General features: G+C 65.3%; 17 protein-coding genes. 3 read left to right on the top strand and 14 right to left on the bottom strand.

The genetic code is table 11. The features are described 5' to 3' along the window. Positions 1-22: 22 nt before the first annotated feature. The 5 genes from pyrE to clpB all read right to left on the bottom strand — a co-directional run bounded on the left by pyrE (position 23) and on the right by clpB (position 6,151). Entirely contained in the window at positions 23-571 is a 549-nt protein-coding gene (gene pyrE, locus NY08_RS21350) for an orotate phosphoribosyltransferase (RefSeq protein ID WP_045198649.1), read from the bottom strand. 103 nt (positions 572-674) lie between these two features. Continuing rightward, the gene (locus NY08_RS21345) at positions 675-1,253 is read right to left on the bottom strand and encodes a LemA family protein (protein WP_032397164.1); all 579 of its coding nucleotides are present in this window, start codon (positions 1,251-1,253) and stop codon (positions 675-677) included. 58 nt (positions 1,254-1,311) lie between these two features. Beyond that, positions 1,312-2,367 carry a hypothetical protein gene (locus tag NY08_RS21340; RefSeq protein ID WP_052683901.1) on the bottom strand — a complete coding sequence of 352 codons (1,056 nt, stop codon included), beginning with the start codon at positions 2,365-2,367 and terminating at the stop codon, positions 1,312-1,314. A gap of 85 nt (positions 2,368-2,452) precedes the next feature. Next, a complete protein-coding gene (locus NY08_RS25315; protein WP_052683900.1) occupies positions 2,453-3,508 on the bottom strand; it encodes a DUF5666 domain-containing protein in 1,056 nt (351 codons plus the stop codon). 96 nt (positions 3,509-3,604) lie between these two features. Continuing rightward, positions 3,605-6,151 carry an ATP-dependent chaperone ClpB gene (clpB, locus tag NY08_RS21330; protein WP_032397165.1) on the bottom strand — a complete coding sequence of 849 codons (2,547 nt, stop codon included), beginning with the start codon at positions 6,149-6,151 and terminating at the stop codon, positions 3,605-3,607. Between the two features lie 203 nt (positions 6,152-6,354). Between clpB and NY08_RS21325 the strand changes: the two genes are divergently transcribed. Continuing rightward, on the top strand, positions 6,355-7,518 hold the full coding sequence (locus NY08_RS21325) for a globin domain-containing protein (RefSeq protein WP_045198647.1): 1,164 nt from the start codon (positions 6,355-6,357) through the stop codon (positions 7,516-7,518). Positions 7,519-7,540: 22 nt separating this feature from the next. Here NY08_RS21325 and NY08_RS21320 read toward each other — a convergent pair whose 3' ends face one another. After that, on the bottom strand, positions 7,541-8,212 hold the full coding sequence (locus tag NY08_RS21320) for a hypothetical protein (RefSeq protein ID WP_144407411.1): 672 nt from the start codon (positions 8,210-8,212) through the stop codon (positions 7,541-7,543). Between the two features lie 293 nt (positions 8,213-8,505). Between NY08_RS21320 and NY08_RS21315 the strand changes: the two genes are divergently transcribed. Next, entirely contained in the window at positions 8,506-8,925 is a 420-nt protein-coding gene (locus tag NY08_RS21315; protein WP_032397406.1) for a helix-turn-helix domain-containing protein, read from the top strand. On the opposite strand, the gene NY08_RS21310 is transcribed toward NY08_RS21315, so the two are convergent. Continuing rightward, the gene (locus NY08_RS21310) at positions 8,922-9,236 is read right to left on the bottom strand and encodes a DUF2277 domain-containing protein (RefSeq protein WP_045198644.1); all 315 of its coding nucleotides are present in this window, start codon (positions 9,234-9,236) and stop codon (positions 8,922-8,924) included. The two genes, NY08_RS21315 and NY08_RS21310, sit on opposite strands and share 4 nt — an antisense overlap. 22 nt (positions 9,237-9,258) lie before the next feature. Beyond that, a complete protein-coding gene (locus NY08_RS21305; RefSeq protein ID WP_045198642.1) occupies positions 9,259-9,834 on the bottom strand; it encodes a TetR/AcrR family transcriptional regulator in 576 nt (191 codons plus the stop codon). A 94-nt stretch (positions 9,835-9,928) separates the two neighbouring features. Here NY08_RS21305 and NY08_RS21300 point away from each other — a divergent pair, with 94 nt between their 5' ends. Continuing rightward, on the top strand, positions 9,929-11,326 hold the full coding sequence (locus tag NY08_RS21300; RefSeq protein ID WP_045198640.1) for a cytochrome P450: 1,398 nt from the start codon (positions 9,929-9,931) through the stop codon (positions 11,324-11,326). Here NY08_RS21300 and dinB read toward each other — a convergent pair whose 3' ends face one another. The 6 genes from dinB to NY08_RS21270 all read right to left on the bottom strand — a co-directional run bounded on the left by dinB (position 11,327) and on the right by NY08_RS21270 (position 16,394). After that, complete coding sequence (gene dinB / locus NY08_RS21295; protein ID WP_045200908.1) at positions 11,327-12,514, bottom strand: DNA polymerase IV; 1,188 nt, start codon at positions 12,512-12,514, stop codon at positions 11,327-11,329. Between the two features lie 72 nt (positions 12,515-12,586). Further along, on the bottom strand, positions 12,587-12,952 hold the full coding sequence (locus tag NY08_RS21290) for a hypothetical protein (protein ID WP_045198638.1): 366 nt from the start codon (positions 12,950-12,952) through the stop codon (positions 12,587-12,589). 23 nt (positions 12,953-12,975) lie between these two features. After that, positions 12,976-13,962 (bottom strand): inorganic phosphate transporter, encoded by a 987-nt coding sequence (locus NY08_RS21285; protein WP_032397171.1) that lies wholly within the window; start codon positions 13,960-13,962, stop codon positions 12,976-12,978. Positions 13,963-13,969: 7 nt separating this feature from the next. After that, a complete protein-coding gene (locus NY08_RS21280; protein WP_032397172.1) occupies positions 13,970-14,587 on the bottom strand; it encodes a DUF47 domain-containing protein in 618 nt (205 codons plus the stop codon). Between the two features lie 25 nt (positions 14,588-14,612). Then, on the bottom strand, positions 14,613-15,530 hold the full coding sequence (locus NY08_RS21275) for a polyphosphate polymerase domain-containing protein (RefSeq protein ID WP_045198636.1): 918 nt from the start codon (positions 15,528-15,530) through the stop codon (positions 14,613-14,615). A gap of 15 nt (positions 15,531-15,545) precedes the next feature. Next, the gene (locus tag NY08_RS21270) at positions 15,546-16,394 is read right to left on the bottom strand and encodes a hypothetical protein (protein ID WP_144407410.1); all 849 of its coding nucleotides are present in this window, start codon (positions 16,392-16,394) and stop codon (positions 15,546-15,548) included. Positions 16,395-16,453 lie beyond the last annotated feature (59 nt).

Raw genomic sequence — 16,453 nt, 5'->3', positions numbered from 1 at the left:
CAAGCTCTTTCGGAGCCAGGGGCTACAGGCCGAGGTCCGCCAGGCCGAGGAGGGATCGATATTCGAGCCCCTCTGCGGCGATGACCTCGTCCGCCCCGGTCGCCCGATCGACCACCGTGGCCACGCCGACGACCGTCGCTCCCGCGTCCCGCAGAGCCTGCACGGCAGTGAGCGGAGAATTTCCGGTGGTCGTCGTATCCTCCACCACCAGAACACGTTTGCCGACGATGTCCGGACCCTCGATTTGACGCTGCATGCCGTGCGCCTTCGCGGCCTTGCGCACCACGAACGCATCGATCGGACGCCCCTGCGCATGCATGATCGACATCGCCACCGGATCTGCACCCATCGTCAGACCGCCGACCGACACGAAATCCCAGTCGGCAACCAGATCACGCATCAACGAACCGATCAGCGCGCCTGCCCGATGATGCAGAGTCGCGCGACGAAGATCGACGTAGTAGTCGGCTTCCTTGCCCGACGACAACGTGACCTTCCCGTGCACGACGGCAAGCTCTTTCACCAAATCGGCCAGTTCCTGCCGGTCCGAATTCGCGGCACTGTCGGCCATGTTCGGATTCCTCTCGTCGCACCACGGATCTTCGATAGGTCGGTACGAACTTACCTACCGACCCGCGCAGGCGCTCCCGCCGGCTCCGCTGATCGTTCTGCCACTAGGCAGCGATCTCGGCCGACTGCTGCTCGTCGAGCAGTTCCTTGGTCTCCACGAACGGTTCCGGTGCGGTCAACGAACGAGCCCTGGCGACGAGCGAGGACGGGAACGTGCCGATCGCCTGCGACAACCGATACGCGTTGTCGTTGTACACCCGCACCGCGCCTGCGATACGGCGCTCGGTGACGTTCAGTTCACCGGCCGGGCCTTGAAACGACCAATTGCCCAACGCGTTCCGACGCGCATCGGCATCGGCGAGCACGGCGTGAAACGCGGCGGACAGGGCGTTCTCGGCGGCGGCCTGCGCCTGCAGACCCAGGCTGCGATCGCGCACGGCCTTGGACCACGAACGTGCACCGCCGAGCTGACGCAGCAGATCGGCGGACAGCCCGGTGGCCTCCGCGGCGGCGAGGAACGGGCCCAACTGCTCGTGACGCCGATCGAGCTCGACATCGACCAGCCGCAGACTCTGCTCCGTCTGATCGCTGTATCGACCGAGTCGACGCACCGCGACCACCACGTAACCGACCACAACAATGAGGACCAGGACTGCCACGACAACACCCGAAGAAACCGTCACGAGGTACGAATTTAGCCGCGTAAGCGCGTCTGCGCCCGTAAACACGCCCGAACTTCGATCACGGCTGATTGCGTCGGCGGTCCGAGTCGAACGGAATCGGCCGCGAGACGGGCGGACGCGGCACCGGACGCGACGGATTGGCCCTACTTGCGGCCTGCGGACCGGCAGCATCGGGCCTCGGCGGACGCGGCCTGCGCCCCGGCTCCTGCGGACGCGGTTCCTGAACACGAGGTTCCTGAACACGGGGTTCCTGGACACGCGGTTCCTGGACACGGGGCTCGGCGGCGCGAGGAGGCCGAACCCTCGGCTCAGGCGTGTTGGGTGCAGGGGTTCTGGGCTCGGCGACGGGCGGCTCCGGGCGTCGAACCGCCTGAATACGGGGTTCGGCCACGCGAGGCCGAGGATTGTGTGCCACGGGTGCTTGCTGCGTGGGTGCCTCGTGCACCGACGGCCTACCGGGATCACTCCGATCATCATTGGGGCGAGCGCCGTAGACCGCGCTTCCGCGAACCGGCGGCAGCACGTGCAACATGCCCGACAGTCTCGCGACCGCGTCGATCGCGGCATCCCAATCGCGACCGACACTGCCGAGCGGCAGTGACCCGAGCGTCCAGTCCTTCTCGCTCCACAGCAGCTGCAGATTCTCCGGGATGGACTCGGTGAACGCTGCCATCCGCTGGTCGCAGACACGCCGAGCGATGTCGACGTCGGTTGCGAACACCACGCGTGGACCGATGGAACCGAGCAGTTCCATGTCCTCGTCGCGCGGCGGTGGCGTCGAGCGCGGCCGAAGATCGATGTCGACATCCGAACCGACCGAGCGTTGCACGGCCACGATCGTGCCTGTCTCCTCGACGTCGAAGAGAACGAACTCCTCACCGCGTCGAACGCCGGTCACCACTCCGAGAGCCACGTCGAACTCCGGCTTGGACAGGGCAGCGCGCGAGAACCGCGTGACCAGTTCTCGATCGTGCGGTCGATACTCGTACCCCTGAGCCTTGGCCCACATCTGCCGTACACGTCCGGACCGATCTCGCTTGGACCTGTCGATGTAGAGCAGGGCCACTGCACCCATCAGTGCAATTGCCGCAAGGCCGAACCACATTGCCGTCATCGCGAACCACCTTAATCGACATCGACACCTTCGCCGCCCACCACCGCCGGGGCCTGTGAACCGTCCCTACTGCGACGCGGGTTGCCTAACCACCCAGACTCGGCGTTTCGATGATGACGTTCGCGCGAATCGTTCCGTCCTCGACGGCCTCGCCCTGCACCACGACGAATGCACCGACGGTCAGCGACGCCAGATCGCTACCGGACAACGAGATTATCTGGGTCTGGGGTGTGGTCTGCACCGTGACCGGGGCGCCGTCGAGACCGTCGAGCGTGAGAGTCGAGCCGTCGTTGGCGGTGATCGTTCCCACCGACGAGCCGAGCTGGCCGAGAATCTCGGGAATTCCCCCCGGGATCAGCTCGGGTGTGGTGGCCGTGCCCGATTCGGTGGGCTGCGGCGTGGTCGTGGGCGCAGTCGAGGTGGGCGGCCGGATCGAGGTCGACGGCGCAGTCGCCGTGGTCTCGGGCTCGTCCGATCCCCCGCTCAGGAAGGAAATGCCGAACACCACGACGATGGCGAGAACGACGAGTCCGATGAGCGCCAGAACCCACGGTCGGGGCCCCTTGCTGCCGGAATCGGCGTCGTTCGGTCCTTCGGTGGGAGGCGGGGCACCGTACTCCGGCGGCTGTCCGAACTGCTGAGTGTGGCCGTACTGCGCAGTGTGGCCGTACTGCGCAGTGTCGTAGCCCGGAGCCTGCCCGTACTGCTGGGGTTGCCCGTACTGAGCAGTGTTGTACCCCGGGGCCTGGCCGTAACCCGGGGCCTGACCGTACTGCTGGGTCTGGCCGTAGGCCTGATTCGCCGCAGCCTGCTGCTCGGGGTCGTACGGCGGAAACGCCTGCGTCGGCTGATACCCCGACGGAAACGCCTGCGGGTCCGGATTCGGCTGGGCCGGATTCTGGTAGGCCGCGTTCTCGTAGCCCGGGTTCTCGTAGCCCGGGTTCTCGTAGCCCGGGTTCTCGTAGCCCGGGTTTTGATACGCCTGCGTCGGATATGCCTCGGTCGGGTGAGCGCCGTCGGGGTTTTGCTGGGTTCCGGAGTACGGCCGACCGTCGTCCTGGGTCGGCTCGGACGACTCCGCCTGGCGCGCCGCGTCCTGATCGCGTTCTCGAGGTGACCGCGGGTCGTCCGGATTCGTCATTCCACGAGCGTACCCACCCGCTGCACCCCGGTCGAAGCACGAAACAGGCCCGCACGAGCAGCGCTCGTGCGGGCCTGTTCGGACAGGCGACCCCGGCTAGCCCAGGATCAGGTGCTCGCCATCCGGGCTGACGTTGACCGACACCACATCGCCGTCGTGGACCTCACCGGCGAGGAGCAACTTCGCCAGTTGATCCCCGATGGCCTGCTGGATCAGTCGACGCAGCGGACGCGCACCGTACAGCGGGTCGTAACCGCGCACCGCGAGCCACATCTTCGCCGGCGACGACACCTCGAGCGTCAGGCGACGAGCCGACAGACGCTTGGCCAGGAAGCCGAGCTGGATGTCGACGATCGACTCGAGCTGATCCTCGGACAACGCGTCGAACACCACCACGTCGTCGAGTCGGTTGACGAACTCGGGCTTGAACGAACGCCGCACCGCGTCCATCACCTGCTCCTTGGTACCGCCGGCACCGAGGTTGGAGGTGAGGATCAGGATCGTGTTGCGGAAGTCGACGGTCCGGCCCTGGCCGTCGGTGAGACGACCCTCGTCGAGCACTGCGAGCAGGATGTCGAACACGTCGGGGTGTGCCTTCTCGACCTCGTCGAAGAGCACCACCGTGTACGGCCGCCTGCGCACGGCTTCGGTCAACTGTCCGCCGGCCTCGTAGCCCACGTAACCCGGAGGTGCACCGACGAGCCGAGCGACGGCATGCTTCTCGCTGTACTCACTCATGTCGATGCGCACCATCGCCCGTTCGTCGTCGAACAGGAACTCCGCCAACGCCTTCGCCAGCTCGGTCTTGCCGACGCCGGTGGGGCCGAGGAACAGGAACGATCCCGTCGGACGGTTGGGATCGGCCACCCCGGCACGGGAGCGCCGGACCGCGTCGGACACCGCTTGTACGGCGTCCTTCTGTCCGACGACTCGCTTGCCGAGTTCGTCCTCCATGCGGAGCAGCTTGGCGGTCTCGCCTTCGAGCATCCGGCCGGCCGGGATTCCGGTCCAGGCCGCGACGACGTCGGCGACGTCGTCCGGTCCCACTTCCTCCTTGAGCATCACCTCGCCCTGAGCAGGAGAGTCCTCGGTCTTGGCGGCGAGCTCCTTCTCGAGCGTCGGGATGCGTCCGTAACGCAGCTCGGCGGCCTTGCCCAGATCGCCGTCGCGTTCGGCGCGGTCGGACTCCCCGCGCAGGTTCTCGAGCTCCTCCTTCAGGACTCGCACCGAGTCGATGGCGTTCTTCTCGTTCTGCCAGCGGGTGCTGAGCCCGGCGAGCTTCTCCTGCAGATCGGCCAGTTCCTGGCGGAGCTTGTCGAGGCGAGCCTTCGACGCGTCGTCGGTCTCCTTCGCCAGGGCCATCTCCTCGATTTCGAGGCGACGGACGGCCCGCTCCACCTCGTCGATCTCGACGGGGCGCGAGTCGATCTCCATGCGCAGCCGCGACGCGGCCTCGTCGACGAGGTCGATGGCCTTGTCCGGCAGGAAGCGGGCGGTGATGTACCGATCACTGAGCGTTGCCGCAGCGACCAGGGCGGAGTCCGTGATCCGGACGCCGTGGTGCACCTCGTAGCGTTCCTTGAGTCCGCGCAGGATTCCGACGGTGTCCTCGACCGAGGGCTCTCCGACGTAGACCTGTTGGAAGCGTCGTTCGAGGGCAGCGTCCTTCTCGATGTACTTGCGGTACTCCTCAAGGGTCGTCGCACCGACCAGACGCAGTTCGCCGCGGGCCAGCATCGGCTTGATCATGTTGCCCGCGTCCATCGCGGACTCGCCGGTCGCGCCGGCACCGACGATGGTGTGCAGCTCGTCGATGAATGTGATGACCTGGCCCGCGGAGTTCTTGATGTCGTCGAGCACGGCCTTGAGCCGCTCCTCGAACTCACCGCGGAACTTCGCCCCCGCGACCATGGAACCGAGGTCGAGGGAGACGACGGTCTTGCCGCGCAGGCTCTCCGGAACATCGCCTGCCACGACCCGTTGGGCGAGTCCCTCGACGATGGCCGTCTTGCCGACGCCGGGCTCGCCGATGAGCACCGGGTTGTTCTTGGTGCGTCGCGACAGGACCTGCACGACGCGCCTGATCTCGGTATCGCGCCCGATGACGGGATCGAGCTTGCCTTCGCGGGCCAGCGCGGTCAGGTCGGTGCTGTACTTCTCCAACGCCTGATAGGTGTTCTCGGGATCTGCACTGGTGACCCGAGCGCTGCCACGAACGGCCTGGAAGGCGTCGCGCAATTCGTTGGGTCCGGCTCCGTGGCCGCTCAGAAGCTTGGCTACGTCGTCGTTGCCGGTCGCCAGGCCCACCATGAGGTGCTCGGTGGAGACGAACTCGTCGTCGAGTTCGGTGGCCAGGTGCTGCGCTGCGGTGATCGCGGCGAGGGTTTCACGGCCGAGTTGCGGAGTTGTGGTCGAGCCGGATGCCGAGGGCATGCGATCGACGAGGTTCTGCGCTTCTCGACGCACCGTTGCAGGGTCGACGCCGACGGCCTTCAACAAGGGTGTGGCGATGCCGTCGGTCTGATCGAGCAACGCCACCAACAAATGTGCCGGACGAATGTCCGGGTTACCGGCCGCGGATGCGGCCTGCAGGGCAGCAGAAAGCGCTGCCTGCGACTTCGTGGTGGGAGTGAAACTGTCCACCGGTCACCTTCTTTCTCGGATCGGGTTTCGTGACTGTCGCTGGGTACAACCATAGACAAGTTGAGTCTGTTCCGCTCAACCCTGATTTTCTTCGTGCGCGACTCTGCACATTCCGTACCGTGCGCGATACCCTCGATCGGTCTACTTTGGAGACGGTCGACGGCAGTGACCGGTGGGGCAATCGGTGGGGTGGAGGTAGATCGATGCTCGACGCACGCACGATCTCCCTGGTTCGCACCGGATTCAAGTCCGTCGTGGCCGCCCAGGACGGACCGGCGCGGCTGTCTCGGTCCTTCTACGGCCACCTGTTCGCCGAGCACCCCCACTTCCGCGCCCTGTTCCCCGCGTCGATGGATGCGTTGCGTGAACACTTCGTCATGGCCCTCGGGTACGTCTTCGAGCATCTCGACGACCCCGACCGCGTCGAACCGTTCCTCGAGCAACTCGGCCGGGACCACCGCAAGCACGGAATCTCGGGCGCGCACTTCCGTGCGGGCAGCTCGGCCCTGATCAGCGCGTTCCGCACGTTCGCCGGCAACGAGGTGTGGACCGACGAGGTCGAGACGGCCTGGAACGACGCACTCACCGTCGTGAGCGATGCGATGGCCGAAGCCGCCGACAACGACGAACTGCCGCCGTTCTGGAGTGCCACCGTCGTCGAACATCATCGGCTTCTCGACGACCTCGCGGTCGTGCGGCTCAAGACCGAGGGCGAAATTCCGTACTTCCCCGGGCAGTACGTCAGTGTGCAGATTCCGCAGCGGCCCAAGCTGTGGCGGTATCTGTCCCCGGCCATCCCCAGCAATCCGTACGGCGAGATCGAGTTCCACGTCCGACGCGTATCCGGCGGCTGGGTGTCGCCGGCGATGGTCACCGAGACCGCGGTCGGTGATCGCTGGTCCATCAGCCCGCCACTGGGCGGGATGCACGTCGATCGCGCGATCCGCGAGGACGTGCTGATGATCGCGGGAGGTACCGGCCTGGCTCCGCTGCGCGCGCAGGTCATGGAGATGGCGCAGCGCAGCAACAATCCGCGGGTGCATCTGTTCGTCAGCGGGACGTATCCGTGCGATCTCTACGATCTGGACACGCTGTGGCAGCTGTCGCTGTCCAATCCGTGGCTGACGGTCGTTCCGGTGACCGAGGAGCTCGAGAATCCGTGGTGGTACTCGGGCACACCTCGCGAACTGCCGTGGGGAATGCACCACCGTCTGCACGGCGCGGTGGGCAAGGTGGTGACCCAGTTCGGCTCGTGGGCCGATCGGCAGATTCAGATCTGTGGGTCGCCGTCGATGGTTCGGACGACGATCTACGCCCTCCGCAAGGTCGGCACACCGATGAAGCACATTCAGCACGATCCGTTCTGAATCACGTTGCGCTGCTCGGGTTTCAGCTCGACAAAGACTTCGGCGGCAGATCCTCGACGATTCCGCCCGCCACCAGGCGAGGAGTCCAGGTCTCGGTGATGAGCCTGCCGTCTCCGGTGATGATCGCGTCGGGATCGGGGTCGATCAGAATGGGATAGCCCGCGTCCGCGTCGGCCAGGACGTTCTGCACCAGAAGGTCGTTCTCGATGGTGTAGTGCACGCGAACCGGATGCAGATCCGAGTCGAAAGCCCATGGGCGGCCGATGAAGATCACCGCATCACCGGAATCGTCGAGTACCGACACCGAGCCGTCGTGCTCGAGCCGCAGGCTCCACCGAGGCGGCATGGACGTGACGAACTCGAAGCGGTGGGGCGCTCGGGTGTCGAGCAGGTGGATCATCAGCAGTGCACCGTCCCAGGGATCTCGTTGCGGGACAATCACTTCGAATGATCCACATTCGTAGAACCTGGATCCGAACGGACCCGGGATGCCTGCGCCGAGATCGTCTGCGATGGCGAGTTCGAGCCGAACGAATCCGGATCCGTCCTCGGCGCGGAGCATGATTCCCTCGGACGGGTGCGGCATGGGCGATTCGTCCCGCGGTGCGTAGGACAGCACTGCTCGAAGCAGAGGCTCGACCACCTCCGCGTCACCGTCTCGTGAATCGAACGTTCGTCGTTGACGACCGGTCATCTCCACCCCCTCCGCCTGGCAAGACAGTCTGCCACCGAGGCTCCGATCACGCGCCCGATTCTGCGGAAAAGCATTCGTTCGATCCCGTTTCCCCGGGTACCCGGCCGCGCGGACTCGGCCCCGCACGTCAGCCACCTCATGAAACCGATCAGTCCGATTCTGGGAGGGATTTCTGCAGGTCAGCCATGATTCGACGGGATCACGACAGCGGCTACTATGAGCCGGTTCGGTCCGTGGCGGACCGATCTGCCCGGGTGGGCAGCGGCTGTATCAGGAAGGCACACACATCCCCGATGTCCGCTGATTTCGCCGCACGTCTGAACCATCTGTTCGCCACGATCCACCCGCCCGGACGCAAGCCTCACACCAATGCCGAGGTCGCCGACGCACTCGCCCTGCGCGGGCACCAGATCTCCAAGCCGTACATCTCGCAACTGCGGTCGGGGCAGCGCGTCAATCCGTCCGCCGACACCGTGGCGGCACTCGCCGCGTTCTTCAAGGTCAAGGCCGACTACTTCTTCGACAACATCTATGCGGCCAAGGTCGATCACGACCTCGAACTGCTCACCCAGCTGCAGGGATACGGCCTACGTCGCCTGTCCGCCAGGGCATTCGACCTGTCCGAGGAATCTCAGAACCTGCTCAGCTCGATGGCCGAGAAGCTGCGCGTGAGCGAAGGACTTCCAGCGGTGCCGCCGGACAGCACCGTCTAGGATCCGGCTTTCGAGGCCGATACGGGTCGTTCCGCAGGCTGCACTCCCGCGGCCGCAATTCGCGCCTGCACTTCGGGACGCCTCAGTGGCGGCACCGTCGGCGGTGGCTGACGCCGCTCCGGGAGCGCGTCGAGGAGCCGGTGCGTCGTCGCCGTCACCTCGGCGACGGCAACCTCGAAGGCGTCACGGGTGGCGTCCGAGGTCTTCTGCACACCACTGATCTTGCGGACGTACTGACGCGCGGCCGCTTCGATCTCCTCGTCGGTTGCGTGTGGTTCCAGCCCTCGCAGGGTGGTGATGTTTCGGCACATGCATCGACGATAACCCCGCAGCTCACACCTCGAGAAGACCTGCCACGGCACGTAGACACACCGCACGAACCTGTTCTCGGCTCAGAGTTCTGCGCTCCACCCAGTCCAGGCACACCGCTCGCACGAAGGCCACCCACCCGCGCAGTGCGGTGCGGACAATCTCGTCGTCGCGAAATCCTTCGGGCAGAGCAGCCAGGATCCGCTCCTGCTGGATCTCGAACTCGCGCCTGAGGATGTCGTCGATCCGTCGGTCTCCCAGCAGAGACCCGCGGTTGACGGCGCGGACGCCGTGCGCGTGCTCGTCGGTGTAGGAGATGTACGCGTCGAGACCGGCGGCGATCTGCTCGAGGACCGGAAGGGAGGTGTCCGGTGCGGTGAGGTCGAGGTTTCGCTCGGATTCGGTGCGCACGACCTCGACGAAGAATTCACGCTTGGACGGGAAGTAGTGGTACATCAACCCGCGGGAGACGCCTGCGAGATCGGCGACCTCCTCGATCCACACGTCCTCGTAGGGCCGCTCGGCGAACAGCGCCGAGCCGATCTCGAGTAGCTGCGCACGCCGTTGCGTCGGCGTCATCCGCTTACGGGGTGTGGTCATGGGCCTCGAACTTTACTTGACACGAGTTCAACAGTGAGTACGGTCACTATTGGACACCGGTTCAACAGGCTTGTCTCGAAACGATGGAGTGGCGATGTCGACTGAGTTCGCGGTACGAAACGGCCCTCTGCCGCATCCCCCGTACCGAGTCCCCGTGCTCGGCGACATTCTCGGAATCAACCCGCGCACACCGGTTCAGGACTCGACCGCCATGGCCGGCCGCCTGGGCACCATGTTCGAGCGGAGCATCCTCGGTCGACGGTTCGTGTTCGCCTCGGGTGCCGATGTGGTGGGCGAACTGTGCGACGAGAAGCGGTTCGAGAAGTTTCTCCCTCCCGGCGTCGAGAATCTGCGCGACATCGGAGCCGACGGTCTGTTCACCGCCTACAACCACGAACCGAATTGGCAACGCGCCCACGATCTGTTGCGTCCGGCGTTCACCGCCGGTGCCATGCGCGGCTATCACGAGATCATGGTCGACGTCGCCGACGATCTGGTTCGGCACTGGGAAGGTTGCGCACGCACCGGGGCGACGACCGACGTGTCCTCGGACATGACGAAGCTGACGCTCGAGACGATCGGTCGTACCGGGTTCAGTTACAGCTTCGGCTCGTTCGCGCGAACCGAGCCGCATCCGTTCGTCTCCGCGATGGTCGGCGCACTGACCTACAACCAGCGGCGGGCGATGCTCAGGGTTCCCGCGTTCGCCAAACCCTTGTTCGCCCGATCGGATCGCGCGTACGCGCAGAACAAACAGTATTTGGCCGATGTCCTCGCAGACGTCGTCCGAACTCGACGCCGGTCCACCGAGAACTTCGACGATCTGCTGCAGATCATGATGAACGCGGCACGCGACGTCGACAATCCGAATGCGTTGAGCGAAGCCAACATCGGGTACCAGATTTTGACGTTCTTGATCGCCGGGCACGAGACCACCTCCGGTGCGCTGTCGTTCGCGCTGTACTACCTGGCGACACATCCGGAGGTCTTCGAACGGGCTCGCGCCGAGGTCGACGAGGTCTGGGGTGCGGGCAAGCCCGAGTTCGGGCAGGTCCCCAAGCTACGGTACGTCCGCCGAGTCCTCGACGAATCGTTGCGCCTGTGGCCGACGGTTCCCGCGTTCGGCCGAGGAGCACGGGCCGAGACCACCGTCGGTGACGGCTACCGAATGGCGGCCGGGGACTGGGCGATCGTGCTGGTGACGGCCCTGCATCGCGATCCGGTGTGGGGCGAGCGTCCCGGCGAGTTCGACCCGGACAACTTTCTACCCGACCGCATCAGGGCCAGACCGGCTCATGTCTACAAGCCCTTCGGTACCGGTGAACGTGCCTGCATCGGAAGGCAATTCGCCATTCACGAGGCGGTCCTGGTACTCGGAACCATTCTCCAGCGTTTCGATCTGCACGCCGACCCGTCGTACCGGCTTGAGGTCGTGGAGCGACTGACCATGATGCCCACGGGCTTTCGGGTGCAACCGTCGACTCGGCTCTAGTCAGTCGGGCAACAGCGGAACCGAGATTCCCGGATCGCGGCCGAGAAGCACCCCACGAGTGAGCGATGTCGATCCGAACTTCTTGTGCACCCCGTCGAGCGCACGGTCGAGAGCCGATGCCTCCGGCGGCGTCCGCACCTGCGGTGCGTCGAACTGCAACTCGAGCTGTTCGGCTCCACCCTTGTCGATACTCGAGACGGTGACACCGACGAGGGTGATGCCCTTCTCGGCGATCAGCGGTGCGGCATCACGGAGCAGTTCGAGCGCGGCGTCCAGGATGTCTCGGGTGTCGGCGGTGGCGCGATCGAGCGTGTGCGATCTGGTAGCGCGAGTGAAGTCGGCAAACCGCAAGCGCAACATGACCGTTCGACCGGTACGCTGTGCTGCGCGCATACGGTGCGTGACGCGATCGACGAGCCCGATCAACGAGGCCTCCACCTCGGCCGCGTCGTGCCTGCCGCGTCCGAGTGCCCGCTGCGCGCCGATGGAACTGCGTGACTTCCCGGGTTGGACGCGTCGCGGATCCCGGCCCATGGCGAGCGCGTACAGATGGGCGCCCGCTCCCTTGCCGAGCACCGATGCCAACGACCGCTCGCCGTAGGCTGCGATATCCCCGACGGTCCTGATGTCGAGGACGTGCAGCTTCTCGGCGGTCACTTTGCCTACGCCCCAGAGCCTTTCGATGTTCAGCGGATGCAGGAACTCGAGTTCGCCGCCGGGCGGCACGAGAAGAAGGCCGTCGGGCTTGGCGAAGGCACTGGCCACCTTGGCCAGAAACTTGGTGGTGGCGATCCCGACGGTGATGGGCAGCCCGACCTGCTCGGCGACGTCCCGGCGCAGTTGCCGACCGATCTCGGTCGCACTGCCCGCAATCTTCTGCAAGCCGCCGACGTCGAGAAATGCCTCGTCGATGGAGATGCCCTCCACCAGCGGGGTGGTGTCGTGGAAGACGTCGAACACGTCCTTGCTCGCCTGCGAATAGGCGTCCATGCGTGGCGGGACGACGATCGCCTGCGGGCACACGGCGCGGGCCTGCCCACCGCTCATCGCCGTGCGTACCCCGAAGGCCTTGGCCTCGTAGCTGGCGGCGAGCACCACTCCCCCGCCGACGATCACCGGCCTGCCGCGCAACCGCGGGTCGTCACGCTGCTCCACCGAGGCATAGAAGGAGTCCAGATCGGCGTGCATGATGCTCGCCACGGGTCGGCCGCTGGACTCCACGAGTCCATGCTCGCACGGCCCACCGACACCGCACCCGACTCAGCGGCAGACGTGCTCCTCCGCGGCCTGCACTATCGGCTCGGCCCAGGGTTCGCCGGTCCCCTTCTCGTAGGTTGCTCCCAGAGAATCGGTCACCTCTGCGACGGCTTCCTCCTCCGTGAGTCCCTGTTGGGCGCGGGTCTCGCAGAAGCCGGGGATGTAGATACCGAGCGCGAACACCTCGTTGACGGTCGTTCCGATGCCCTGCCCGTAGAGGTCGTCGAACAGTGCGGCCATTCCCGGGGTCTCGAGAAATCCGTCCCGCGCCTCCTGAACATCACGCGACACATCGCTCCCTGCGCCGGAGGACGTCAGCTCGTAGCTGCAGCCGGCGGTCAACGCCACCACACACAGTGCAGCACTCACCGCTGTCCGACCTGCTCGCGACTTCACAGGACCACCCCGGCAACCACGTAGGTCAGCGCGGCGACAGCTGCCGCCGCGGGCAGCGTGGTGACCCACGCCGCGAGCATGTTTCCCGCCGTTCCCCAACGCACGGCCGTCGTGCGCTTGGTCGCCCCGACGCCCATGATCGCCGACGAAATGACATGCGTCGTCGATACCGGCGCTCCCAGTCCGATCGAGGCCACGTAGAGAACCGCGGATGCGGTCGCCTCGGCCGCGAAGCCCTGGGGTGGGTCGAGTTCGATGATCTTGCGGCCGAGGGTGCGCATGATCCGCATTCCTCCGGTCGCTGTTCCGACCGCCAGCACCGTCGCGGTGAGGAAATAGCACCACAGAGGAATCGTGTAATCGGCCTGATGACCCGACACCACCAGTGCCAGAACCACGATGCCCATCGTCTTGGCCGCATCCTGCATACCGTGCCCGAAGGCCATGGCTGCGGCCGAGCATGTCTGAGCTCGCCGGAATCCGCGGCTGGTGGCACTGGGAGACGAGCGGCGGAACATCCACAGAATGGCCACCATCGCGGCACTTCCGAGCGCGAAACCGACTGCAGGAGAAACGATCATCGGCAGGATCACCTTGGTCGCGACGCCTCCCCACAGCACTGTCATTCCGCCTGCGAGTGCAGCTCCCACCATGCCGCCGACCAATGCGTGCGAGGACGAGGACGGCAACCCGAACCACCACGTGATCAGATTCCAGGCGATGGCACCGACCAGGGCGCACCCGACCACGAGCAATGCGTCGGATCCGACATCGAGGGCGATGATTCCCTCGCCGACCGTCGAGGCTACCTTCGCACCGAAGAAGGAGCCGAGCAGGTTTCCCACCGCGGCCATGAGCAGAGCCGAACGCAGTGTGAGTGCACGCGTGGACACGGACGTCGCGATGGCATTGGCCGAATCGTGAAAGCCGTTGGTGAAGGTGAACGCCATCGCCAGAGTGATGACAAGAACGAGTGCTACCACCGCGCACTCACGTCTCTTTCAACACGATGGATTCGATGACGTGCGCGACTTTTTCGAAAGCGTCTGCGGCATCTTCGAGTTCGTCGCCCACTCCCTTGAGTTTCATCACGGTCAACGCGTCGAAACGGCCATCGAACAGATCCGCAAGGAATGTCCGATAGGCATGGTCGGCCCGGTTCTCGAGCTCGTTGATCTCGATCCAGTAGCGCTCGAGATCCTTCATCGACGCCAGCCTCGGCATGGCTTCCGCAGTGACTTTCGCCGACCGGTCGAGGATGTCGATCATGTCGTGCATGTGCGGGGTGAGTCGGTCGATCCGGTAGAGCGAGAGCAGATGAGTCGCCGCTTCCATGTGGTCCATCACGTCGTCGAGACTCGAACCCAGGACGTAGATGTCGGTGCGATCGAACGGGGTGATGAAACTCGAATTCAGGGTGCGGAACAGGTCGTGAGTGATGCTGTCTGCTTCGTGCTCGAGATCGACCATGCGCCGTGCAACAGCATCGATCTCCGGTGCGGATTCGAGCAGTTCGGTCAACGTCTTGGCTCCGGTGGCCAGCAGTTGAGCCGAGGAGTTGAACAGGTCGTAGAACAGAACGGACTTGGGCTTGAAGCGTGCGAACATCGTGCGGCTCCTAGAGGTGAGTCGGCTACCGGCGAGCGCCGGCGTATGGCTCGAGTAGATCCGACGGCACGCGATGGTCGGAATCGGCGGGAAGCACGAGTTCGGGTGCACCGGCGCGTGATCGGGGTGCCATTCCGAATGCCTCGATGGACTGGCAGTACTTCGAGACGCGAATGACGGACATGTTCATGCGAGCCGTCATATCGGTCACCCAGTACGGAACCCGCTCGTTGGCCTTGATCTCCAGGATGGCGAGCTTGGGCGGAATGATGAACCGATTCTCGGCGCCGGAGTCGAAGCGGAAGTCGCGGTCGCGTCCGTGCACCTTGTGATCGATGGTGACCCGAAGCCCCAGATCGGCCTCGCGTCCGACGTACGCCTCGCGTAGATAGCCGGTCGTCACCATCGGACGCAGGTCGAGATTGGCGATCAACGTACTGACCTCGTTGACGAACGGGCGTTGACTCGGGTCGCAGTCGATCTCCTCACGTCCGTTCAACCACCGCTGAGAAACGTCGTAGGGCAACGAGATTCGACGCTTCTGCGTGACCCTGTTGACGCGCTGCTTGATCTCGATCTGCACCGGTGTGTCGTCCGTGCACTCCGACGGTGCCCCGTACAGGCGCACCCGCACCTTGCGTCGGAACTTCAGGCCCTCGATCTTCTCCCAGTAGAACCGCAGGTCGGTGGTGTCGTAGTACAGCGAGGTGACCGGGTAACCGCCCTTCGGCGAGAACGGATCGGTGTCCATCCGCGCCGTCAGCTCTTCACGGACCTGCGCGACGTCTGCCTCGGCGACGAAGTACTTGATCTCGTACCGGTTGAACGAGTGCAGCTTGCTGGCGGTCTGCTGGTAACCGGTGGGCTCGGTGGTCAGGTCCTCCGGCGACGCACCCTGCTTCTCCAGTGCGGCCTTGGGTCGAAATTTGTCGAACAGACTCATGAGAGTTCCTTCTTCCTACGAACGGTGGAACGGAGCGAGCACTACGGCGGGCAGTTCGGCAGCTCCGTCGGCCTCGGACGCGAGCAGCAGTTCACCCGCGTCGGTGAAGGCGACGGCCTCGCCCTGTGGTTGATCGGGGCCCTCGACAACACCGGTGGGAGCGCCCGAGAATGCCGCGGCCACATCGCCGTCGGCGATATCGAAGACGAGCAGATCCTTCTTCGTTCGCAGTGCCCCCACAGTGGCATCGGCATCGACGGCCGCCCCGGTGATCGGCCTGCTCGATCCGTCCGGTGCCGTCGCCGACACCGTTCCATTGCGAGCAAGATCGATCAATTGCGGAGAGGTGGTGACGGATTCGGCGCTGCTGTATATCGTGGCGGACGCACCGCCCGAGACCTTGGTGATCAACACCGGTTGCCCGCTGGGCGTCAGAGCGAACGCCTCGACGTCGTGTGCGCCGTCCGGGTAGCGCAGAGAGACGGAGGTCCGCCGATCGGACCGAACATCGACACCGATCAGCGTGACGCTGTCGCGGTCGCTGTCGTTGTCACCGGTGTCGGCGAGCCACACGATCCCCGCACGATCGACGGCCATGTCCTCGACGTCGACCGTCTCGACCCCGACCTCGACCCACCTCGTGACCTCGCAGGCACGGTCGAGCACCGCCAGCCGGTCGTCGCTGCCGCGATCTCCTATCGCGTATCCGGTATCGCCCGTCCACGCCAGGCCCGAGAGCTCGGACAGTCCCGGATCGGTCGGAGTACACCAGGTCTCGAATGCCGCCGCCGATTCCGGTTGGGTCACCCCGCACGACGCGAGAACCGACACACCGATCCCACATGCGGCGACAGTCCGACCCACGCGTCGATTCCTGTTGTTCACCCACGCGTCGGCTGACCGCCACGCGAACGAGCGGCGAT

The sequence above is a fragment of the Rhodococcus sp. B7740 genome (assembly GCF_000954115.1).
In the GTDB taxonomy this organism is placed as follows: domain Bacteria; phylum Actinomycetota; class Actinomycetes; order Mycobacteriales; family Mycobacteriaceae; genus Rhodococcoides.
This window is presented reverse-complemented; position numbering and strand designations above follow the sequence as displayed.